Genomic DNA, 21,861 nt, shown 5'->3' on the forward strand with positions numbered 1-21,861 from the left:
ATCTGCGCGTGGCCGCGACGGGCGAGTGGGTGCTGCTGTGCTACCGGCTGCCGCGCGAGCCCTCGGGCCCGCGGACGACGCTGTGGCGGCGGCTGCGCCGGCTCGGCGTGGCCCAGCTCGCCGACGGCCTGGTGGCCCTGCCGGCCGACGCCCGCACCCGCGAGTCGCTGGAGTGGCTGGCCGACGACGTCCTCGCGGCCGGCGGCACGGCCGGGCTGTGGGTGGCGCGCCCGGCCGGCGCCGCGCAGGAGCGTGAGCTCGCCGCCGGGATGGCCGCGGCACGGGCCGCGGAGTACCGGGCGCTGGCCGAGGAGTGCTCCACCGCCGTCGCTGCGGAACCGGCCGAGCGGTCCCGGGCGCTGCGCCGGCTGCGCACCGAGTTCCGCGCCATCGGCCGGCGTGACTTCTTCCCCCCGCCGGAGCGGGAGGACGCCGCCCGGGCCCTGCGCACGCTGGGCGAGGCGCTCGCGACCGAGCAGGTGACGCGGTGAGGTGGGCGACCCGTGCCGGCGTGCACATCGACCGCGCCGCCTGCGCCTGGCTGATCCGCCGCTTCGTCGACCCCGCCGCGGAGTTCGTTTTCGTCGCCGACCCGGCCGACGTCCCCGCCGACGCCACCCCCTTCGACATGCGCGGGGTGGCGCTCGGGCACGCCGGGGGCGACTGCACCTTCGAGACGATCCTGCGCCGCTACGAGCTCACCGACCCGGTGCTCTGGCGGATCGCCGAGGCGGTGCACGAGGCCGACCTGGACGACGGGCGCTTCGACGCCCCGGAGGCCGCCGGGCTCGACGTCCTGCTGCGCGGGTTGTCAATGACCGGCACCGATGAGCAGACCCTGGCCGTCGCCGGCCCGCTCTTCGACGGGCTGTACGAGTACCACCGCCGTCGCCTGCTGTTCGGCCGCGAGCCGGCCTGACCCCCTGCGAGGACACCCGTGGACGCCGACACCCCCGCCCGGCCGCAGCAGCAGACGGTCGTGCCCTTCCGCACCGCGGTGCGGGCGTGGTTCCTCATCTCGCTGCAGACCTTCGGCGGCCCGGCCGGGCAGATCGCGGTCATGCAGCGCACGCTCGTCGACGAGCACCGCTGGATCGGCCAGCGCCGGTTCCTGCACGCCATGAACTACTGCATGCTGCTGCCCGGTCCCGAGGCCCAGCAGCTGGCCACCTACGTCGGCTGGCTGCTGCACGGGACCCGTGGCGGGCTGGTGGCCGGTGGGCTGTTCGTGCTGCCCGGTGTCGTCGCACTGCTCGTGCTCTCGGCGGTCTACGTCGCCTTCGGCGACACCACCGCCGTCCTCGCGGTGTTCGCCGGGCTCGCCCCGGCCGTGCTGGCGATCGTCGCCCAGGCCGTGCAGCGGGTCGCGAAGCGCGCGCTGAACAGCCGGGCGCTGGTCGCGATCGCGGTCGCGGCGTTCCTCGCCCTGGCCCTGTTCGGCGTCCCGTTCCCGCTGGTCGTGGCGCTGGCCGGCGTCGCCGGCTGGGCGCTGGGCCGCTGGCGCCCGGCTGCGCTGCCGCAGGAGGCGGCCGCCGCGGCGGACGACGGCCCGCCGCCGGTCATCAGCGACGACGTCCTGCACGCCGAGCCGCCGACCGCGCGCCGGACGCTGCGGGTGCTGCTCGTCGGCCTGCTCGTGTGGGGCGTGCCGGTGGCCGCGGTCGCGCTGCTGACCGGCGCGGGCAGCGTCTTCACCCAGCAGGGGCTGTTCTTCTCCGGGACCGCGGTCGTCACCTTCGGCGGTGCCTACGCCGTGCTGGCCTACGTGGCCCAGCAAGCGGTGGAGACCCACGGCTGGCTCGGGCCGCGGGAGATGGTGCGCGGGCTGGCGCTGGCCGAGACCACGCCCGGACCGCTGATCATGGTGGTGCAGTTCGTCGCCTTCCTCGGCGCGTACCGCGACCCGGGCACGCTCGACCCGTGGGTCGCCGCCGTCCTGGCCTCGCTGCTGGTCACCTGGGTGACCTTCGTGCCGAGCTTCCTGTTCGTGCTGCTGGGTGCGCCCTACATGGAGCGGCTGCGCGGCAACCGGTCGCTGTCGTCGGCGCTGACCGGCATCACCGCGGCGGTGGTCGGCGTGATCGCGAACCTGGGGGTCTACTTCGCCGTCCACACGCTGTTCTCCCGGACCGTCGACGTCGACCGCGGGTCGCTGCACCTGGAGCTGCCCGACCCGGCGACCCTGCGGCCGGTGCCGCTGGCGATCGCGCTCCTCGCGGCGGTGCTGCTGTTCCGGCTGCGCTGGTCGGTGCTGCGGACCCTCGGTGTGTGCGCGCTGCTGGGCCTGGTCGCCGGGCTGGCCGGGCTGCCCGTCAGCTGACGGCCGGCCTCAGCCGCGGGCCGGCAGCCGGCCCTCCTCGTGGTCGAGCTCACGTTCGAGCCGGCGCAGCCCCTCGTCGGGCAGCCGGCCCACGTCGCGCCAGTGCAGCAGCTCCTCCCGCTGGGCGGTGAGCACCGCGCGGCGCACCCGCAGGGCGGCCTCGTACTGCGGGGACATCGGCACCTCGCCGCCCTCGACGCCCTGCAGCATGTCCAGCCGGCGCCGGTAGCGGTCCAGCCGGCCCTGCAGCTGGGAGCGGATCGCCTCGATGGCGTCGTCGTCGACGTGGTCGTGCTGCTCGGCGGCCAGCTCGTCCAGCCGCCGCAGCCCGGCCTCCACCGACGCCGCCCGCGCCTCGTTGCGCAGCCGGGCCTGGTCGGCCTCGTCGGCGCGCAGGCCCAGCGCGCGCACCAGCGGCGCGAAGGTGAGGCCCTGCCCGACGAGGGTGACCAGCACGGCCAGGAAGGCGCAGAACAGCAGCAGGTCGCGGTCGGGGAACGGCGCGCCGGTCTCGGTCGTCAGCGGCAGGGTGAAGATCGCTGCCAGGCTGATCACCCCGCGGGTGCCGGCCCAGCTGAGGACGGCGATCTCCCCTCCGGTGAGCCGCTGCAGCGCCGTCCGCGGATCGCCGTCCTGCCCGGCCACGTCCTCGCCACCCAGCCGGGTGTGCAGCGACTGCGGCAGGTGCTCGGTCAGCCACAGCCACAGCGGCCGCAGCAGCAGCACGACGCCGACGGTGATCGACGCCGCCGTGACGACCGTGCCGGTGTCGTACTGGCCCAGCCCGCTGATCACCGCGGGCAGCTGCTGGCCGATGAGCAGGAAGACGACGCCCTCGAGCAGGAAGGCGACCAGCCGCCAGACCGCCTCGGTCTGCAGCCGGCTGGCGCCCGACGCCCAACTGGGGTTGTTGTGCCCGATGACCAGCCCGGCGACGACGACGGCCAGCACCCCGGAGACGTGCACCGTCTCGGCCAGCAGGTAGGCCACGAACGGTGTGGCCAGGGAGATCGCGTTCGACGACAGCGGGTCGCGCCGGATCCGGCGCAGCGGCCGGACGGCGTGGGCGACGAACACGCCGACGGCGACGCCCCCGGCCGCGACCACGACGAACTGGCCGAGGGCGGCCGGCGTGGAGAACCCGTCCCCCCGAGCCGCGGTGACGGCGACCGACAGGATGGTCAGCGCGGTCGCGTCGTTGAGCAGGCCCTCGCCCTGGATGAGGGTGACCAGACGGGGGGGCAGGCCCACCCGGCGCCCGACGGCGAGGGCCGCGACCGGGTCGGGGGGCGCCACCGCTGCGCCGAGTGCGATGCCGGCGGCCAGCGTCGCCCCGGCGACGAACAGCGCGAACCCGACGCCGATGAGCAGGGCGGTGGCCGTCACGAGGAGGACCGAGAGGCTGACCACGGTGCGCAGGTTGCGGCGGATCGCCGTCAGCGAGCTGTCCAGCGCGGCGCTGTAGAGCAGCGGCGGCAGCACCAGCGTGAGCACCAGCTCGGGGTCGAGGACGACGTTCGGGCCGGGCAGGTAGGCGTAGGCGATGCCGGTCAGCGTCAGCAGCGCAGCCGCCGGCAGGCCGGTGCGGTCGGCCACCCAGCGCACGGCGACGATGAGGGCGACGGCGCCGAGGACCAGCAGCACCAGGGTCTCCACGTGCACCTCGACATCCTTCCCCGGCCTCGGGGGCGGGGCAGGGCGGCGCCGATGAGTCCCGGCTCCCCGCGCCGTCGGAGCGGTGACACCCGAGGAGAGGACGGCGACGATGCCCGCCACCCCGCTGGACACCGCGTTCACCGCCACCCTGGTCCGCAGCTCCGCGCCCGGGGGTTGGACCCACGTGCAGGTGCCCGGCTCCGCGGAGTTCTCCGGGACGCGCGGCCTGGTCGAGGTCCGCGGCTCCATCGACGGCCACCCGTTCCGCAGCTCGTTCATGGCCCTCGGCGACGGCACGCACGAGCTCCCGGTGGCCGCCGGCGTCCGCCGGGCCATCGGCAAGGAGGCCGGCGAGGAGGTCGCCGTGCACCTCGAGGAGCGCCTCGGCTGACCCCCTCGGCCGCTCCCGGGACGGCGGCCGCGCTGGCGTAGATTCCCTGCGTCAACGGCGGTTGCACGACCGGAGGCGGGGGGCGACGTGAGCGAGGCGGCAGCGTCCACGGCGGTCGTCCCGGCGTCCCCGACGGCGGACGTGCAGGTGCCCGGCGCCGCGGTCTTCGACGGCGACTGGACGCTGGTCTCGGTCGACCAGGCGACCGCCGACCTGCTCGGCCGCCGGCGGGAGGAGCTGACCGGCCGCAACATCTGGATCGCGCTGCCCGAGCTGGCCGGCACGATCTTCCACAGCTTCCTGCTGCACGCCCGCAGCGTCGGCGGCCGGGTCACCTGGCGCGGCTACTACCCGCCGGCCGGCAGCTGGCTCGACGCCACCGCGCAGCGGGCCGGCGACCGGCTGCACGTCTCGCTGCGGCGCAGCGCCGGCCCGGTGCCCGAGGGGCCGGCCGGCCCCGCGACCGACCCGGCCGAGGACGACCGGCTGCGGTTCCTCGCCGAGGTCAGCGAGTCGATGGTCAGCACGCTGGACCCGCGCGAATCGGTGGCCACCCTGGTCGGCCTCGTCGTCCCCCGGCTGTGTGACTGGGCCCTGGTCAGCGTGATGGGGGACGACGGAGCCCTCGCCGACGAGGGCTGGGCGCACCGCGACCCCGCCCGGGCGGACGACCTCGACCTCTACCTGAGCAGGAGGGTGCGCACCGCCGTCGACGACAACCCGCTGGCGACCGCGCTGCTCACCGGCGAACCGATCCACCTGCCCACGATCGACCCGGCGATGGTGGAGCCGGCGTTCGGCGGCAGCGAGGAGGTCCGCGCGGCCTGGGAGCGGCTGGACGCCTCGTCGATCACCGTCGTCCCGCTGCGCGCACGTGCGGAGACCTTCGGCGTCCTCGGCCTGGTCAACGGCTCGACCCGCCCGCCGCACAGCGAGATGGAGATCGCCACGGCGGTGGAGGTGGCCCGCCGCGCCTCGCTGGCCATCGACAACGCCCGGCTCTACGGCCGGCAGCTCGCCGTCGCCGAGACCCTGCAGCGCAGCCTGCTCACCCCGCCGCCGCAGCCCGACGACCTGGAGATCGCCGTCCGCTACCTGCCGGCGTCGAGCACGCTGCACGTCGGCGGCGACTGGTACGACGCCTTCCAGCAGCCCGACGGCGCGACGCTGCTGGTGATCGGCGACGTCGTCGGCCACAACGTCGACGCGGCCGCGGCGATGGGGCAGGTGCGCAGCATCCTGCGCGGCATCGCCTACGACCGGAGCGAGGATCCGGCGCGGGTGCTCGCCCGGGTGGACGCCGCGCTCACCGGCCTGCGGATCGGCACCCTGGCCACCGCGCTGATCGCCCGCCTCGAGCAGCCGCGGGAACTGGCCGGCAGCGGGCGGCGGGTGCTGCGCTGGTCCTCGGCCGGGCACCTGCCGCCGCTGCTCCTGCACGGCGACGGCCGGGTGGAGCTGCTGGCGAGCGAGCCGCAGACGCTGCTCGGCGCCGAGTCGACCCGCCCCCGGACCGACGCGGTGGCCGAGGTCGGCGCCGGCGACACGCTGCTCTTCTACACCGACGGGCTGGTCGAGCAGGGCCGCACCGGCATCGACGAGGGCACCGACCGCCTGGTGGCCGCGGTCCGCGAGCTGGGCGCGGTCCCGGTGGACCGGCTGTGCGACGCGCTCATCGAGCGGATCGTCGGGGACCGGCCGGACGACGACGTCGCGGTCGTCGCCGTGCGCTGCCACGTGCAGGACGGCGGCGCCCGGGACGACGGCTGACCTGCGCCCGCGTCGGGGTCTGTTCCGAGCGGTCCCTGGTCGCTGGACGTCTCGGGGTCGGTTGCTGCTGAGGGTGCGGGTGGGGTCGCGGTGGGTCACGATGGCGTCCGGCGCCGGGGGTCCCCGTCCGGCGACCACCGGACGAGGAGGCAGCCGTGATCGGAGGACCGACGGCCGGTGGTGACCCGGGACGGGCCCGGATCGGTGTCCCCCCGCGGACGGCGACGACCGGTCGCTCCGTGGTGGTCTTCGCCGACCCCGACGAGGACGGCGCGGCCGCGTTGCGCCGGCTGGCCGGGCTGTCCGACGTCGTCGACTCCCGCGACGCCGAGCCGGCGGACGCCGACGCGCGGGCGCTGCGGCAGGCCGACGCGGTCGTCTTCCCCGGGCTCGGGCTGGCCGTGGCCGCCGTCGACCCACGGCGGCTGGCCGAGGACAGGTCGGTGCTCGCGGTGACGCCCGAGCTGGTCCAGCACGTGCTGCCGGAGGTCCCCGAGGGCTACCTCGCCGGCTACCGGGACGCCGTCACCGACCTCACCGGGCGGCTGCTCGACCTGCCCGGGGACACCGCCGAGCCCACCACCCCGCCCTTCGCCGACACCCCGCAGTACACCTGGGGCCTGCAGGCCACCGAGGTGCCGGCCTCGCCGCGCACCGGCCGCGGCATCCGGGTGGCCGTCCTCGACACCGGCTTCGACCTCGGCCACCCCGACTTCGCCGGCCGCGCGATCACCGCCACCTCGTTCGTCGAGGGCCAGTCGCCGCAGGACGGGCACGGTCACGGCACCCACTGCGTGGGCACCGCCTGTGGACCGCGCAGCCCGCAGGGGTCCTGCGGCTACGGCGTCGCCTCGGACGCGGAGGTCTTCGTCGGGAAGGTGCTCAGCGACGAGGGCTCGGGCACCGACGCCGAGATCCTCGCCGGCATCGCCTGGGCGGTGCGCAACGGCTGCCAGGTGATCTCGATGTCGCTGGGCGCCGACGTCGTCGAGCCCAGCCCGGCCTACACGGCGGCGGGCCGGCGGGCCCTGGACCAGGGGTCGCTGATCGTGGCGGCCGCGGGCAACAACGCCGACCGGGGCAACGGGGACGTCGGCTTCGTCGGCGTGCCGGCCAACAGCCCGGAGGTCCTGGCCGTCAGCGCGCTGGACCCCGCCCTCGCGGTCGCCTGGTTCTCCGCCCGCAGCAGCGCCGTCCCCGGTGGGCAGGTCGACCTGGCCGCGCCCGGAGTGGACGTGTACTCGTCCTGGCCGCTGCCGGACCGCTACACCACGATCAGCGGCACCAGCATGGCGACGCCGCACGTCGCGGGCCTGGCCGCGCTGTGGGCCGAGGAGACCGGGCTGCGCGGGCGGGAGCTCTGGCAGACGCTGACCCGGGCCGCGCGGCGGCTGACCGCCCCGTCGGCCGACGTGGGCTCGGGGCTGCCCCTCGCGCCGGGGTGAGAGCCCACCCCGGCGGTGCCGTCCGGGGCTACCGTTCCCCCGTGACCGCTGTGATCGTCACCGTCGACGACGCGTACCGCGCCGAGCTGGACGCGGTCGCCGAGTCGCTCCGCCGGCACGGCCTGCAGGTCGAGCAGGTGCTGGCCGAGGTGGGCCTGATCGCCGGGCAGCTGCCCGCCGGGCGGGCGCTCGGCGAGCTGCGGGTCGAGGGCGTGGCCGCGGTCGAGGAGGCCCGCACCGTCCGGCTGCCACCGCCGGACGCCCCCGTGCAGTGACGGTCGGGTGACACCCCCGGGGGCCTGCTTGTCGCCGCGGGCGGGCGCAGCCACAGTGGGGTCGTGCACCGCCTGAACCCCGGGTCCGAGCCGCCGAGCGGCACCTACCGGGTGGTGCACGAGGACGCCGGCCCGGTGCTGCACCTGCTCGGCGACGTCGACGATCCCCTCGTGCGGCGGATGCGCGCCGAGGGCGTCGACGAGCGGGAGCTGGTGGCGGTGCAGGTCGGCTCCGTCGGCTACATCGACTCGACCGGGCTCTCGCTGCTGGTGCGGTGGGCGCAGTCCGCGGCGCGGGACGGGCGGCCGGCGGTGCTCCGGTCGGCGTCCCCGCGGTTCCGGAAGGTGCTCGACCTGGCCGGCATCTCGGTGCTCTTCGTCCTCGCGGACGACGGCCGCGGCTGACCGGCCCGCACGGGTTCGGCCTACAGTCCGCCGGGGCGGCCCGCTCGGGGCCGCAGGAGGTGGGGGACCGTGGACCGACCGCCGGCGATCGCGCTGCTGGGACTGGGGGAGGCCGGGGCGGAGATCGCCCGCGACCTGGTCGCCCTGGGTGCCGACGTCCGGGGCTACGACCCGCGGGTGGCCCCGCCGCCCGGCGTGCTGCCGCGCACCGACGAGGCCGCCGCCGTCGCCGACGCCGACGTGGTGCTCAGCGTGAACAGCGCCGCCGACGCACCGGTCGCGCTGCGCAACGCGCTGTCCCGGCTGCAGCCCGGGGCGGTCTGGGCCGACCTCAACACCGCGGCCCCCAGCGTCAAGCGGGACCTCGCCGCGACCCTCGCCGGCCGGGGCGTCCTCGTGGCCGACGTGGCCTTGCTGGCGACCGTCCCCGGGCGCGGGCTGCGCACCCCGATGCTGGCCTCCGGCGACGGCGCCCGCAGGTACGCGCAGGTGCTGGCCGGCTTCGGCGGGACCGTGGACGTGCTCGACGGCCCACCCGGGGCGGCGATCTCCCGCAAGCTGCTGCGCAGCGTCTTCTGGAAGGGTGTGGCCGCCGCCGTGGTCGAGGCGGTGGAGGGCGCGGAGGCGGCCGGGGTCGGCGACTGGCTGCGGCGCGACATCGCGGCGGAGCTGGACCGCTTCGCCGCCTCCGACCTGGACGTGTTCCTCACCGGGTCGCGGCAGCACGCCCGCCGCCGGACCGCCGAGATGGCGGCCGCCGCCCAGCAGCTGGCCGACCTGGGCGTGCCGGCCCGGGTGGCCGCCGCCGCGCGGGACCAGCTGGCGGCCCTGGCCGACGCGGCGACGGCGGGCGAGGACGTCGACCGGTCCTGACCGGCGGCGACACCCCGGCGCGACCCGTGGCTCCCGGGGCGCACGGGGCTGGTGGTGCGGGTGGACGGGACGACGAGCGTGGTCGGGGCAGACTGGGCGGGGGTGTCGCCGCGTCGTCATGTCGTCATGACGTATGGTCGACGGCGACCCGGCCCACGACCCCAGGGAGACAGCCGGTGCGCATCGGTGTCCTGACCGGCGGGGGCGACTGCCCCGGCCTCAACGCCGTCATCCGCTCGGTCGTCCGCACCGCGACGACCCAGTACGGCAGCTCGGTGATCGGCTTCCGCGACGGATGGCGCGGTCTGCTCGAGAACCGGACCACGCCGCTCGACGTCGCCGCCGTCGACGGCCTGCTCACCCGTGGCGGGACGACGCTGGGCTCGGCCCGGGTGGCGCCGGAGAAGCTGCACACCGGCCTCGACGACATGAGGACCGTGCTGGCCCAGCACGGGGTCGACGTGCTCATCCCGATCGGCGGCGAGGGCACGCTCACCGCGGCCCACCTGCTGTCGGAGGCCGGCGTCCCGGTGGTCGGCATCCCCAAGACCATCGACAACGACATCGACTGCACCGACCTGACCTTCGGCTTCGACACCGCGGTCAGCATCGCCACGGAGATGATCGACCGGCTGCACACCACCGCCGAGTCGCACCAGCGGGTGCTGCTGGTGGAGGTCATGGGCCGGCACGCCGGGTGGATCGCGCTGCACGCGGGCCTCGCCGCCGGCGCGCACCTGACCCTGGTGCCCGAGGAGCCCTTCGACGTCGCCGAGGTGGCGAAGATCGTCGAGGACCGCTTCGCGCGCGGCGACTCGCACGTCATCGGCGTCGTCGCCGAGGGCGCGTCCCCGCTGCCCGGCACCATGCTGGTCCGCGACGGCGGCGTCGACGAGTACGGCCACAAGCGGTTCACCGGTGTGGCCCAGCAGCTCGGCGAGGAGCTGGAGCGGCGCACCGGCAAGGAGGTGCGCACCACCGTGCTCGGCCACGTGCAGCGCGGCGGCACCCCGACGTCCTTCGACCGCGTGCTGGCCACCCGGTTCGGCCTGCACGCCACCGTCGCCGCGCACGACGGCAAGGTCGGTCAGATGGTGGCGCTGCGCGGCACCGAGATCGAGCTGGTGCCGCTGGCCGACGCCGTCGCCCGGCTCAAGACCGTCACGCCGACGCGGCTGGCGGAGACCCTCGCCTTCACCGGGTGAAGGACCCCCTCCTCCCCACCCCTCGCGAGCTCGAGGCGGTGCCCTGGAGGGGGCCGTTCCAGCACGTCACTTGTAGCAGTAGGAGTCCGACGAGGCGTCGCCGCCCTGCAGCCGCACCTGGTGCGGCCGCAGGCCGCGCCAGTCCTCGCCGTGCGGGAAGAACCGCTCGTCGAGACTGAGCCCGCCGGTCCCCGGGTCGGTGTCGATCTTGGCCATCCAGGACCCGGTGCCGTCGGGGAAGAACTGGTCGTCCCACGCGCCGTAGAGCGAGTTGGTGACGTAGATGCGCCGGCCGTCGCGGCTGACCTCGACCATCTGCGGGCCGCCGGCCAGCGCCTCACCCGGCGCGGCCGGGTGCGGGGTCTTGCGCACCACGCCGCCCAGGTGGACCGAGCCCACCTCGCGCGGGTGCGCCGGGTCGCTGACGTCGTACTGCTTGAGCTCGCCGGTGCCCCAGCACGAGACGTAGAGCATCCGGTCGTCGACCGACAGGTCGATGTCGGTGACCAGCGGCGGCACCGCGGAGAACGGCTTCAGCGCGGGCGGCAGGTCGTCGGGGTCGGCCGGCTCGGCGGGGATGGTGATCACCTGGTCGGCCGTCCACCGGTCGCCGTCCCGGTGCCAGCGCCACACCGATGCCGACAGGTCGGCGGTCGAGACGACGACGCCGACGAACCCCCAGGTGGCGTCCGGGTCGTGGGAGGGCCGCAGCTCCAGCACCATCTGGTGCTCGGGCCCGAGGTCGACCTCCTGCAGGTGCCGGCCCTCGGCGAGGTCCCAGAAGTGCAGCCGGTGGCCGTACCGGTTGCCCAGGAGCAGCTCGGGCACCAGCCCGTCCTCGACCATCGACGGCGTGCCCCACTCGCTGGAGACCAGGGTGTTCTGGTTGAGGTGCCACCAGGCGTCGTAGGCCAGGTACTGCGGGCCGCGGTCGGTCTCCCACGCCCGCAGGACGTCGAAGGTGCTGTGGTCCAGCAGCGCGATCCCGCCGGGGCCGTCGTCCCCGTCCCCGCTGCCCAGGCAGGTGAGGAAGACGCCGTCCGGGCCGCAGTGCAGCGTGTGCGGCCGTGAGTAGCCGGCCTTCTCCACCAGCTCCTCCGCCCCGATCGTCTTGTGCAGCCGGGGCGCGCGCGGGTCGGGGTGGGTGTCGTAGACGTGCACGTTCGAGCTGCGCAGGCCGGGCAGCAGGAGGTAGCGGCGCTGCAGGCCGTCGTGGCCCATGTCGTGCCCCTCGTGCATCAGCGCGCTGGAGCAGGCGTTCCAGCCGAAGTGGTGCAGCTCGTCGCCGACGGTGGGCAGCTCGGCCCAGCCGACGATCTGTCCGTAGGTGGGGGACCCGGCGTCGGTGTCGACGACGGTCAGGGCGTCGGGCCTGCTGCCCGCCCGGTCGAACGCGACCACGTAGGCCAGTCGCTCGGTCGGCGCCGCGATCGCCTCGGCGGCGCTGCGGTAGAAGGTCGGGTCCATCCGCATCGGGGTGCTCATGCCGTGGCCTCCTGGACTGGGGGTCCCCGACCTTCCCGCGCCCGACAGCCGCGCGGAAGACGCTGCTGCGTCAGCCGATCGGCTCGGCTCCTCCTCCCGGGCTGCCGGGGGCGGGCCCGCTGGGTAGCGTCCGGGCTCCGACCTCAGGACGACTGGAGGGCCCGTGCCCGCGACGACCATCCCCGGCGCGGTGAGCGCTCCGCAACTGCGCGCGCACCTCGCCGTCCCGCCCGTGGGGGAGGGGCCGTGGCCGGGCGTGGTGGTGGTGCACGAGGCGTTCGGGCTCAACGACGACACCCGCGAGCAGGCCGACCGGCTCGCCGCTGCCGGCTACCTCGCCGTCGCTCCTGACCTGTTCAGCGCCGGCGGTGCCGTGCGCTGCCTGAAGCGCACCTTCGGCGACCTGTTCCGCCAGGACGGCCCGGCCTTCGGCGACCTGGAGGCGGCGCGCAGCTGGCTGGCCGGCCGGGAGGACTGCACCCGCCGGGTCGGCGTCGTCGGCTTCTGCATGGGCGGCGGGTTCGCGCTGCTGGCGGCCACCCGCGGCTTCGACGTCGCCGCGCCGAACTACGGGATGCTGCCGAAGGACGTCGACCGGGTGCTGGCCGGCGCCTGCCCGGTCGTGGCCAGCTACGGGCGCAGGGACCGCGCCCTCCGCGGGGCGGCCCAGCGGCTGGAGCGGGTGCTCACCGAGCACGGGGTGCCGCACGACGTCCACGAGTACCCCGACGCCGGGCACTCCTTCATGAACCGGCACGACGTCGGGCCCTTCGCCGTCCTGGAGCGGGTGGCCGGCCTCAGCCACCACCACCCGTCGGCCGAGGACGCCTGGGCGCGGATCTTCCGCTTCTTCGACACGCACCTGCGCTGAGGGAGGACCCGGTCCTCCCCACCCGTCGCCGGCTCGGGACGAGGCCGGCCCGCTACCGGTGGGCGGCCTGGCGCCTCCGGCGGTGGGCGGCCATCCGCACCGGCGCGTCGGCGGTCCCGTAGCCGTCGTAGCCGCCCAGGCGCTGCACGACCTCGAAGAACACCCGGTCGCCGAGCACCTCGGTGGCCAGGTGCAGGTAGCCGCCGGCGGCGTCCTCCTCGTACATCAGCCCGTGCTCCCGGACGGCGGCGAGCAGGTCGGCGGGCAGGTCGAAGCGGGCCTCGAGGTCGTCGGCGTAGTTGGCCGGCAGCGCCAGCAGCGGCGCCCCGGCCGCGCGCAGCGCCGCGGCGGTGGCGACCAGGTCGTCGGTGGCCAGGGCGACGTACTGCGGCTCGGGGACGCCGGGTGCCCACCCACCGCGGCGCAGCGTCGCCGCCGACAGGGCCAGCCGCACGGAGCGGTCCGGGTCGGTGACCGCGCGGGTGCGCACCAGGCCGAAGGGGGCGGCCAGCTCGGTGACCTCCTGCGGCTCCAGCCCCAGGACGGCGCGGTAGAACAGCCCCGCCTCGTCGAAGGAGTCGAACGGCTGGCTCAGCCCCACGTGGTCGACGCAGGTGATCCCGGCCCCCGGCGCGGGCGGTTCCCCGGTGGGCAGGAAGTCGGCCGGCCATCCGTCGGGGACGGTGCGGGTGAAGAAGACCTGGGTGCCGTCGGGCGCGGCCACGGCCGACAGCTCGGCCTCGGCGGCGCCGCGGGTGCGGGGGAGGACCGGGGCGCTCATCGCCTCGGCACGGGCGGCCGAGCGGCCGGGGTCGGCGCTCTCCAGGCCGAGCGCGGCGACCGACGCGACACCGGCCGCGGCCGGGCGCACCACCGATGCGTTCAGCAGCACCCGCGCGCGGCCCTGCTCCCACAGCTGCACCGGCTTGGAGCGGTGCTGGCCGGTGTGGGTGAAGCCGAGCGCGGCGAGCACCTCGGCCACCCGCGGACCGGAGACCCCGTCGACGCCGAGCTCGGTGAACGACCAGCCCGACAGCGCGGGTGCGGCCGGGGGCGGGGTCAGGCCGGACGCCGGGTCGCGCAGCGCCAACGCCTCCTCCAGCCACTGCAGCGAGCGCATCGCGTCCACCGCCGTCCGGGCCGGGTCGGCCTGCCGGTAGACGTCGTTGAAGACCTCGAGCGACAGCGGCCCGGGATAGCCGGTGGCGAGCACCGCGGCGACGAAGCCGGGTAGGTCGAAGGCGCCCTGGCCGGGGAAGAGGCGGTGGTGGCGGCTCCACTGCAGCACGTCCATGGCCAGCCGCGGGGCGTCGGCCAGCTGCAGGAAGAACAGCTTCTCCCCGGGGACGTCGGCGAAGCCGGCCGGGTCGCCGCCGCGGGAGAGCACGTGGAAGCTGTCCAGGCACAGCCCGAGGGCGGGGGAGTCGGCACGGCGGACGGCGTCCCACGACCGTTCCCAGGTCGAGACGTGCCGGCCCCAGGCCAGTGCCTCGTAGGCGATCCGCAGGCCGCGCTCGCCGGCGCGGGCGGCGGCGGCGGCCAGCTGCCCGGCCAGCCGGTCGGCGTCCTCGACGGCGTCCGGCGCGACCGAGGAGCAGACCAGCACGGTGTCGACGCCGAGCGCGGCCATCACGTCGAACTTGCGCTCGGCCCGGCGCAGGTTGCGGGCGAAGCGGTCGGGATCGGTGGAGTCCAGGTCGCGGAAGGGCTGGTAGAGGTCGATCGACAGGCCGAGGTCGGCGCAGCGGGCGGCCAGCTCCGCGGGTGACCACGGGGAGGCGACCAGGTCGGGCTCGAACACCTCGATGCCGTCGAACCCGGCGGCGGCCGCCGCGGCGATCTTGTCCTCGAGGGTGCCGGACAGGCAGACCGTGGCGATGGCCCGGCGGAGGCGCCTAGTCGACACGGACGTCGGAGACCAGCGAGGTGAAGTGGGCCAGCATGCGTCCGGCGTCGGGCTCGACGCCGGTGAACAGCCGGAAGGCGTCGACGGCCTGGAACACGGCCATGCCGCCGCCGTCGAGCACCCGGCAGCCCAGCTCGCGGGCGGTGCGGACGAGCGCGGTCTCCAGCGGCCGGTAGACGATGTCGGCCACCCACAGGTCGGGTCGCAGCAGGCCGGCGTCCAGCGGCACCCCCGGGTGGGCGGCCATGCCGGTGGGCGTGGCGTGCACCAGACCGTCGGCCCGGGCGAGTGCTGTGGGCAGCGTGCCGAGGTCGCCGCCCTGGGCGCGGTCGGCGCCGAAGCGATCGCCCAGGGATGCGGCGAGCTCGCCGGCCCGTCGGCCGTCCACGTCGAGGACGGTCAGCCGGCGGGTGCCCAGGGTGAGCAGCGCGTGCGCGACCGCTGCGCCGGCGCCGCCGGCGCCGAGCAGCACGACCCGGTCCAGCGGGGCCTCGGGCAGGCCGCGGTCGAAGGCGCGGGCGAAACCGGACCAGTCGGTGTTGTGCCCGACCGCCCGGCCGTCGCGGAGGACGACGGTGTTCACCGCACCGAGGGCCGCGGCGTCGGGGGAGAGCTCGTCGAGGTGCTCGAGCACCAGCTGCTTGCACGGGTGGGTGACGTTGAGCCCGTCGTAGCCGGCCAGCCGGGCGGCGGCGAGGATCTCGCCGATCGCCGACGCCGGCCGCTGCAGCCGGTCGAGGTCCAGCCGCCGGTAGAGGTAGCGCAGGCCCAGCGCGTCGGCCTCGCGTTCGTGCAGGGGCGGGCTCAGCGACGGGCCGATGCCGCTGCCGACCAGACCGACCAGGAAACCCTGCGAACCGTCCGTCATCGGACTGCCTCTCCCTCTATGTACCAACTGGTGAGTTGTTGTGCAGCACACCACATCCGGTCGCCTGGCACCAGCCTCGGCCCGCGGTCGACGGCCGCTCGCGGCCGGGGGCTTGTGCTCTGCGCCACGCTAATGTACCAAGTAGTTCATTGCGGACGTGGTGCCGGTCACCGCGCTCGCTCCGCACCGAGCACCGCCGTCCCGCGCCCGCCGGCGCACCCCCCTTCCCTCCCAGGAGGACCGATGCGCGACGCAGTGGCCGAGCCGGGCTCGCACGAGCCCCGCGAGTTCCAGAAGACGCCCAAGAAGGCCGCGGCCAGCGGCTGGATGGGCAGCGCCCTGGAGTACTACGACTTCTTCATCTACGCCCAGGCCGCCGCCCTGGTGTTCCCGACGATCTTCTTCGCGGAGTCCGATCCGCAGGTCGCCGTCATCGCCTCGCTGGCGACCTTCGGTGTCGGCTACGTCGCCCGCCCGATCGGCGCGTTCGTGCTGGGTCACTACGGCGACACCCACGGGCGCAAGAACGTGCTCGTGCTCTGCATGCTGCTGATGGGCGCGTCGACGTTCCTCGTCGCGCTGCTGCCCACCTACCAGCAGGTGGGCCTCCTGGCCCCGGCGCTGCTGGTGGTGCTGCGGCTGGTGCAGGGCTTCGCCGTGGGCGGTGAGATCTCCGGCGCCAGCGCGATGATCGTCGAGCACGCGCCGTTCGGCCGGCGCGGCTACTACGCCAGCTACACCCTGCAGGGCGTCCAGGCCGGGCAGATCCTCGCCGCCGCGGTGTTCCTGCCGCTGTCGGCGCTGCTGCCCGAGGAGCAGTTCCAGTCGTGGGGCTGGCGCATCCCCTTCCTGCTGTCAGCGGTGGTCGTCGTCGCCGGCTACGTGATCCGGCGGCGGGTCGAGGAGACCCCGGTCTTCCGAGAGGAGGCCGCGCACGGCGAGGTGCCCAAGGCCCCGATCGTCCAGGCGGTCAAGGAGAGCGGCAAGGACATGTTCCGGGTCGTCTGCATGGCGCTGATGAACGCCGTCCCGGTGGCGGCCACCGTGTTCGGCGCGGCCTACGCCACCCAGGAGGAGTACGGCAACGGCTTCAGCACCACCACGTACCTGTGGGTCTCCGTGGTGGGCAACGCGGTCGCCGTGCTGCTGATCCCCTTCGTCGGCAACCTGTCCGACCGCATCGGCCGGCGGCCGTGCATCATCGTCGGCGCGCTGGGGTCGACGGCGCTGTCCTTCGGCTACCTCTACGCGATCAGCCAGGGCTCCGTGGTCGGCGCCTTCGTCCTCGCGATCCTCATGTGGGGCGTTGTGTACCAGGGCTACAACGCGGTGTACCCGGCCTTCTACCAGGAGCTCTTCCCGGCCCGGACCCGCGTGACGGCCTTCGCGGTCTCGCAGAACCTGGGCACGATGATCACCGCCTTCCTGCCCACGATCTACGCGATCGTGGCGCCGGGCGGGTCCAACGTGCCGCTGATCGTCGGCAGCATCACCTTCGGCATCGGGATCATCGCGGCGACGGCCGCCTGGTCGGCCCGGGAGACCTACCGCGTGCACATGAACGACCTGGGTCGCGACGACGCTCCGGTGGTGCCGCGCGAGGAGTACGACCGCATCCGCGCCTCGGTCTGAGAGAGGACCCCCTGCCCCTCGCCACTCGCAGGCTCGCGGCGGGACCCTGCAGGGGAGCCGCCCCGGTGGCCGGGCCGACCTCCGTCGGCCCGGCCACCGGCCCGTCCCGTCAGGAGGCGACGTGACCGGCGAGCCGGTGGACCTGCCGGGCACCGCCGCCGGGCGTCCTAGGCTCGGGGGGATCCCACCGACGTGAAGAGGTCCGCAGCCGTGTCGTCCGCCGCTCAGCCGCTGTCCGACGAGCCCGTCCCCGCGGTCGCAGCCGTCTCCGATCCGCCGCGGCAGCGCGACGCCGAGCGCACCCGCGCGGAGATCCTCGACGTGGCCACCAGCGAGTTCGCCGACCGGGGCTACGCCGGGGCACGGGTGGACGAGATCGCCGCGAAGACCAGCACCACCAAGCGGATGATCTACTACTACTTCGGCGGCAAGGAGCAGCTCTACGTCGCCGTCCTGGAGCGGTCCTACAGCCGGATCCGCGGTCTCGAGCAGCAGCTCGACGTCGAGCACCTCGACCCGGTCGAGGCCATCCGCGCGCTGGCCGGGCTGACCTTCGACCACCACGAGGCGCACCCGGACTTCATCCGGCTGGTCAGCATCGAGAACATCCACCGTGCCGAGCACATCGCCCGCTCGGAGCGGCTGTCCAACCTCAACACCCGCGCCCTGGACGTGCTCGGGCGCATCCTGGCCCGCGGACGCGAGGCCGGCGTCTTCCGGGACGACGTGGAGGCGCTGGACGTGCACCAGGTCATCAGCGGCTTCTGCATCTACCGGACCGCCAACCGGTACACCTGGCGCGCCCTCTTCGGGCGGGACATGCTCGACCCCGAGCGACGCGACCAGCAGCGCCAGATGCTCGGCGACCTCGTCGTCGCCTATCTCACCGCCCGCTGAGCACCCGCGGCCGCCGGCGAGTGCGACGACCTCGTGGCCATCGAGTGCTGACCACCACGGGTCCGTCGCACTCGACGCGGCCGGGCCTCAGTGCAGGCGGGACAGCCAGTCGGCGGGGACCCGGCCGCGCGGCCCGGGGGCCGGCTGGTCCCACGGGCGGTGCTCGGGCGGCGCGAGCTCCGGGCCCGTCGCGAAGTCCTCGCGGGTGAAGTCCCAGAACCAGCTCTCACCCGGCTCGTAGCTGCGGACGACCGGGTGCCCGGACTCGCCCGCGTGCCGGCGGGCGTGCTGTGAGGGGGAGGAGTCGCAGCAGCCGACGTGGCCGCAGGCGGCGCACCGGCGGAGGTGGAACCACCACCCGCCCGTGGCCTCGCACTCCACGCAGCCCGTGCCGCTCGGCGGCACCGACGGGTCGATCGCAGCGGCAGCGTCCACGACCGTCACGGTAGGGACCACGACCGCTCCCCGGAAGCCGTCGCGCAGCCGACGGGGGACACTCGGTCCGGGGACGGAGGGCAGCGTGGGGACGGTCAGCCTCTCGGAGGACGACTTCGCGGCGGCGACGCAGGCCGCGGGCATCGTGCTGGTCGACTTCCGCGACACCGCGTCGGGATCGAGCCGGGCCTTCGCCGCGGTCTTCGACGCCGTGGCGCAGCGCCACCCGGACCTGCACTTCACGGCCGTCGACCTGCCCGCCGAGCCGCGGCTCGCCGCGGCGGTCGGGGTGGAGCGCGCGCCGAGCCTCATGGTCTTCCGCGACGGCGTGCCGGTGTTCGCCGAGCCGGGCTGGTTCCCCGAGGACTCCGTGGAGCTGCTCATCGCCACCGTCCGCGACCTCGACATGGTCGCCGTCCGCGAGACCTTCCCGGAGCCGGTCACCGGACCCTGAATGCTGGTGGTCACCCCGTGCTGGTGCGGCTGCCGGCGTCAGGGGACGGGACGGCGGCAGACTCCCCCGTCAGGCCAACGCGGCGAGGGGGGTTGGCGGCGTCGTTGGCAGCCGCGTCCGCTGCCCCGGTGATCTTCGCCAGGATGCCGAGGATGAAGGGCTCGGAGAAGCCGGCCGTGAAGGCGTAGACGACGAACGAAGCGGTGCGGGCCGTGCTGCTCGCCGAGTCGGACCCGGGGAGCGACAGGATCGGGGACTGGAGCACCGCGTACACGAGCAGGCCCACGGCCGCTCCCACCGCCGGCTGGATCCACCACCACGCCTGGAACCCGCGGGCTCTGGTGAGGTTCACCGTGTCGCGCAGCGCGCGTGTGCCGCTCAGTGCCCCACCTGTGGCACCGGCCAACGCCGTGAGCAGGAGCCCGCCGACGTCGTCGGCGACGACGATCCCGACGACCGTGGACGTCAGCACCAGGGCCCACAGGATCGCGCCGACCCGCTGCAGGTAGTGGGTCCTCAGCGCGGCCCGGGCTCGCTCGTGGGACCCCCGCTTGCGTCTCGCGTCGTGGTCGTGCAGGAGCCACACACGCAGGTGGGCAGCCCGTTCGGCGGCACTGGCGGACGTGGCGGGCCTCGGCACCGGGTGCTCGCTCGCGTAGGCGAGGAGTGCGCCCTCGGCGGCCAGGTCCAGCCACAGGGCCCGCAGCGCGTCCGCGAGCTCCCACGCCTGCTCGGGCGTCGGTGGGCGCGGGCCGCCGTCGCCGGTGAGCCACTCGGTCCTCGTCAGCAGCGCACGCAGCCTGCAGTCGCGCGCGTCGGACCGCATCGCCGGGTCACACAGCTGGCGCAGCCGATCGCTGGTGTTCTCCAGCGTCTTCCGCACCTCGGGGTGTCCCACCGCGTGCCGCTGCGGCACTGCGCGGCCCGTGTGTCGTCGCTCCCCGAGGAGTCCGACGACGCGGCGCTGTGCGTCGAGGAGGTCGTCGGGCACGTCGGTGCCGGGAGCCCGGACTCCGGCCGCACCACCGTCTCCGAGCGTCGGGGACTCCTGGAACACGGCATCGGCCCCCCGGGTCCTCCACGCGGACCGCCCGTCGCGGATCGCGTGCAGACTCCTCTCCCCGCGTCACCGCAGCGTCACCGGACGGTCACGAGCCGCGGACGGCGCTCGTGACCGCGAGGCTGTCACCATGGCGGCCGTGCGGGCTAGCGTGGCCGCAGCCGGCGACGACGCCGCCCTCCCGCACCCATCCCGCCCACGGCGGGCCCGGACAGGAGGCCCCATGGGCCGACCCGTGCTGCTCACCGTCGATGACGACCCGGCGGTCTCGCGCGCCGTCGCCCGGGACCTGCGCCGGCGCTACGGCGAGACCCACCGGGTGCTGCGCGCCGGTTCCGGCGCCGAGGCGCTCGAGGCGCTCCGTGAGCTGAAGCTGCGCGGCGACCCGGTCGCGGTGCTGCTCGCCGACCACCGGATGCCGGAGATGAACGGCATCGAGTTCCTCGAGCAGGCGATGGACCTGGTCCCGCGGGCCCGCCGTGCGCTGCTCACCGCCTACGCCGACACCGACGCCGCCATCGCGGCGATCAACGACGTCGACGTCGACGCCTACCTGCTCAAGCCCTGGGACCCGCCCGACGAGAAGCTGTACCCCACCGTCGACGCGATGCTGGCCGCCTGGCACGACACCCCCGACCCGGAGGTGCACGGTGTCAAGCTGGTGGGGCACCGCTGGTCGGCGCCGTCCTTCCGCGCCCGCGACCTGCTGGCCCGCAACGCCGTCCCGTACCGCTGGTTCAACGCCGACGAGCCGGACGGACAGCGGATCCTCGCCGCCGCCGGAGCCGGGCCGGACGACGTCCCCGTCGTCGTCACCACCGACGCGCAGGTCCTCAAGCACCCCGGTGAGGCGGAGCTGGCCGCCGTCGCCGGGCTCGCCGTCGACCCGCGGGAGGAGTTCTACGACCTCGTGGTCGTGGGCGGCGGGCCGGCCGGGCTGGGTGCCGCCGTGTACGGCGCGTCCGAGGGGCTGCGCACCGTGCTCGTCGAGCGGGAGGCCACCGGCGGGCAGGCCGGCCAGAGCAGCCGGATCGAGAACTACCTCGGCTTCCCCGACGGCGTCTCCGGTGGGCAGCTGGCCGACCGGGCCCGTCGGCAGGCGGTCAAGTTCGGCGCCGAGCTGCTGCTGGCCCGCGACGTCGTGGCCCTCGAGGCGCACGGGCCCAAGCGGGTGCTGCACCTCGACGACGGCCGCCGCATCGGCGCGCACGCCGTCGTCCTGGCCACCGGCGTCTCCTACCGGAACCTCGGCGTGGACGGCGTCGACGACCTGACCGGCCGCGGCGTCTACTACGGCTCGGCGATGACCGAGGCCGCCGAGTGCACCGACAGCGACGTCTACATCGTGGGCGGGGCCAACTCGGCCGGGCAGGCGGCGGTGTTCTTCTCCCGGTACGCCCGGTCCGTGTGCCTGCTGGTGCGCGGCCCGTCGCTGGAGGCGTCGATGTCGGCCTACCTCATCGAGCAGATCGCCGGCATCGGGTCCATCTCGGTCCGCACCTGCACCACCGTGGCCGGCGCGCAGGGCGACGGGCACCTGGAGACGCTCACCGTGGAGGACGCGCGGACCGGTGAGCAGGAGACGCTGCCGGCCAGCCACCTGTTCGTCTTCATCGGCGGCGCGCCGCGCACCGGCTGGCTGGACGGCGTGGTGGTGCGCGACGAACGCGGGTTCATCCCCACCGGCCCGGCGCTGCTGCGCGAAGGGCGCCGCCCCGCCGGATGGGACCTCGACCGCGACCCGTACCTGCTGGAGACCAGCCTGCCCGGCGTGTTCGTCGCCGGGGACGTGCGGGCCGACTCGGTCAAGCGCGTCGCCTCGGCGGTCGGCGAGGGTGCCATGGCGGTCACCCTGGTGCACCGCTACCTGGAGGACCGATGACCGAGCTCACGAGGCCGTCCGAGGGCGGAGG

General features: G+C 75.2%; 21 protein-coding genes. 15 read left to right on the forward strand and 6 right to left on the reverse strand.

The features are described 5' to 3' along the window. Positions 1–8: 8 nt before the first annotated feature. Genes ACI79G_RS00425 through chrA form a run of 3 tightly spaced genes read left to right on the forward strand, consistent with a single transcriptional unit; the run spans position 9 to position 2,320 of the window. Positions 9–491, forward strand: coding sequence for a Chromate resistance protein ChrB (locus tag ACI79G_RS00425; protein WP_456878709.1), 483 nt, complete (start codon positions 9–11; stop codon positions 489–491). Then, entirely contained in the window at positions 488–919 is a 432-nt protein-coding gene (locus tag ACI79G_RS00430; protein ID WP_456878711.1) for a chromate resistance protein ChrB domain-containing protein, read from the forward strand. Before ACI79G_RS00425 ends, ACI79G_RS00430 begins: the two co-directional genes overlap by 4 nt. Positions 920–937: 18 nt before the next feature. Next, positions 938–2,320 carry a chromate efflux transporter gene (gene chrA, locus ACI79G_RS00435; RefSeq protein ID WP_456878712.1) on the forward strand — a complete coding sequence of 461 codons (1,383 nt, stop codon included), beginning with the start codon at positions 938–940 and terminating at the stop codon, positions 2,318–2,320. A gap of 9 nt (positions 2,321–2,329) precedes the next feature. Here the strand turns inward: chrA and ACI79G_RS00440 are convergent, their stop codons facing one another. Beyond that, positions 2,330–3,982: a Na+/H+ antiporter gene (locus ACI79G_RS00440; RefSeq protein WP_456878714.1), complete on the reverse strand. Its 1,653-nt coding sequence runs from the start codon at positions 3,980–3,982 to the stop codon at positions 2,330–2,332. 103 nt (positions 3,983–4,085) lie between these two features. Between ACI79G_RS00440 and ACI79G_RS00445 the strand changes: the two genes are divergently transcribed. The 7 genes from ACI79G_RS00445 to ACI79G_RS00475 all read left to right on the forward strand — a co-directional run bounded on the left by ACI79G_RS00445 (position 4,086) and on the right by ACI79G_RS00475 (position 10,340). Beyond that, complete coding sequence (locus tag ACI79G_RS00445; protein ID WP_456878716.1) at positions 4,086–4,367, forward strand: DUF1905 domain-containing protein; 282 nt, start codon at positions 4,086–4,088, stop codon at positions 4,365–4,367. A gap of 87 nt (positions 4,368–4,454) precedes the next feature. Then, the gene (locus ACI79G_RS00450; protein ID WP_456878718.1) at positions 4,455–6,137 is read left to right on the forward strand and encodes a SpoIIE family protein phosphatase; all 1,683 of its coding nucleotides are present in this window, start codon (positions 4,455–4,457) and stop codon (positions 6,135–6,137) included. Between the two features lie 155 nt (positions 6,138–6,292). Further along, complete coding sequence (locus ACI79G_RS00455) at positions 6,293–7,582, forward strand: S8 family serine peptidase (protein WP_456878719.1); 1,290 nt, start codon at positions 6,293–6,295, stop codon at positions 7,580–7,582. Between the two features lie 41 nt (positions 7,583–7,623). Then, positions 7,624–7,857 (forward strand): hypothetical protein, encoded by a 234-nt coding sequence (locus ACI79G_RS00460; RefSeq protein ID WP_456878720.1) that lies wholly within the window; start codon positions 7,624–7,626, stop codon positions 7,855–7,857. Positions 7,858–7,920: 63 nt separating this feature from the next. Next, positions 7,921–8,262 (forward strand): STAS domain-containing protein, encoded by a 342-nt coding sequence (locus tag ACI79G_RS00465; protein ID WP_456878722.1) that lies wholly within the window; start codon positions 7,921–7,923, stop codon positions 8,260–8,262. A 69-nt stretch (positions 8,263–8,331) separates the two neighbouring features. After that, positions 8,332–9,135 (forward strand): DUF1932 domain-containing protein, encoded by an 804-nt coding sequence (locus tag ACI79G_RS00470; protein ID WP_456878724.1) that lies wholly within the window; start codon positions 8,332–8,334, stop codon positions 9,133–9,135. 176 nt (positions 9,136–9,311) lie between these two features. After that, positions 9,312–10,340, forward strand: coding sequence for an ATP-dependent 6-phosphofructokinase (locus ACI79G_RS00475; protein WP_456878726.1), 1,029 nt, complete (start codon positions 9,312–9,314; stop codon positions 10,338–10,340). A gap of 66 nt (positions 10,341–10,406) precedes the next feature. On the opposite strand, the gene ACI79G_RS00480 is transcribed toward ACI79G_RS00475, so the two are convergent. After that, positions 10,407–11,825, reverse strand: coding sequence for a selenium-binding protein SBP56-related protein (locus tag ACI79G_RS00480; protein ID WP_456878728.1), 1,419 nt, complete (start codon positions 11,823–11,825; stop codon positions 10,407–10,409). Positions 11,826–11,988: 163 nt separating this feature from the next. Between ACI79G_RS00480 and ACI79G_RS00485 the strand changes: the two genes are divergently transcribed. After that, complete coding sequence (locus ACI79G_RS00485; RefSeq protein ID WP_456878729.1) at positions 11,989–12,696, forward strand: dienelactone hydrolase family protein; 708 nt, start codon at positions 11,989–11,991, stop codon at positions 12,694–12,696. Positions 12,697–12,748: 52 nt separating this feature from the next. On the opposite strand, the gene ACI79G_RS00490 is transcribed toward ACI79G_RS00485, so the two are convergent. After that, positions 12,749–14,602: a TIM barrel protein gene (locus tag ACI79G_RS00490; RefSeq protein ID WP_456878731.1), complete on the reverse strand. Its 1,854-nt coding sequence runs from the start codon at positions 14,600–14,602 to the stop codon at positions 12,749–12,751. Beyond that, complete coding sequence (locus ACI79G_RS00495; RefSeq protein ID WP_456878732.1) at positions 14,592–15,470, reverse strand: shikimate dehydrogenase; 879 nt, start codon at positions 15,468–15,470, stop codon at positions 14,592–14,594. Before ACI79G_RS00495 ends, ACI79G_RS00490 begins: the two co-directional genes overlap by 11 nt. A gap of 243 nt (positions 15,471–15,713) precedes the next feature. Between ACI79G_RS00495 and ACI79G_RS00500 the strand changes: the two genes are divergently transcribed. Both ACI79G_RS00500 and ACI79G_RS00505 read left to right on the forward strand, forming a co-directional pair. Then, positions 15,714–17,102: an MFS transporter gene (locus ACI79G_RS00500; RefSeq protein ID WP_456878734.1), complete on the forward strand. Its 1,389-nt coding sequence runs from the start codon at positions 15,714–15,716 to the stop codon at positions 17,100–17,102. Between the two features lie 210 nt (positions 17,103–17,312). After that, positions 17,313–17,999 (forward strand): TetR/AcrR family transcriptional regulator, encoded by a 687-nt coding sequence (locus ACI79G_RS00505; protein ID WP_175479643.1) that lies wholly within the window; start codon positions 17,313–17,315, stop codon positions 17,997–17,999. Between the two features lie 87 nt (positions 18,000–18,086). Here ACI79G_RS00505 and ACI79G_RS00510 read toward each other — a convergent pair whose 3' ends face one another. Continuing rightward, positions 18,087–18,434 carry a UBP-type zinc finger domain-containing protein gene (locus tag ACI79G_RS00510; RefSeq protein ID WP_456878737.1) on the reverse strand — a complete coding sequence of 116 codons (348 nt, stop codon included), beginning with the start codon at positions 18,432–18,434 and terminating at the stop codon, positions 18,087–18,089. A gap of 85 nt (positions 18,435–18,519) precedes the next feature. Here ACI79G_RS00510 and ACI79G_RS00515 point away from each other — a divergent pair, with 85 nt between their 5' ends. Beyond that, the gene (locus ACI79G_RS00515; RefSeq protein ID WP_456878739.1) at positions 18,520–18,888 is read left to right on the forward strand and encodes a thioredoxin family protein; all 369 of its coding nucleotides are present in this window, start codon (positions 18,520–18,522) and stop codon (positions 18,886–18,888) included. Positions 18,889–18,898: 10 nt separating this feature from the next. Here ACI79G_RS00515 and ACI79G_RS00520 read toward each other — a convergent pair whose 3' ends face one another. Further along, positions 18,899–19,771, reverse strand: a complete 873-nt coding sequence (locus ACI79G_RS00520; protein ID WP_456878741.1) for a hypothetical protein — start codon at positions 19,769–19,771, stop codon at positions 18,899–18,901. 400 nt (positions 19,772–20,171) lie between these two features. Between ACI79G_RS00520 and ACI79G_RS00525 the strand changes: the two genes are divergently transcribed. After that, positions 20,172–21,830, forward strand: a complete 1,659-nt coding sequence (locus ACI79G_RS00525) for an FAD-dependent oxidoreductase (protein WP_456878743.1) — start codon at positions 20,172–20,174, stop codon at positions 21,828–21,830. Positions 21,831–21,861: the final 31 nt, after the last annotated feature.

The organism is Geodermatophilus sp. SYSU D00779, from assembly GCF_054050595.1.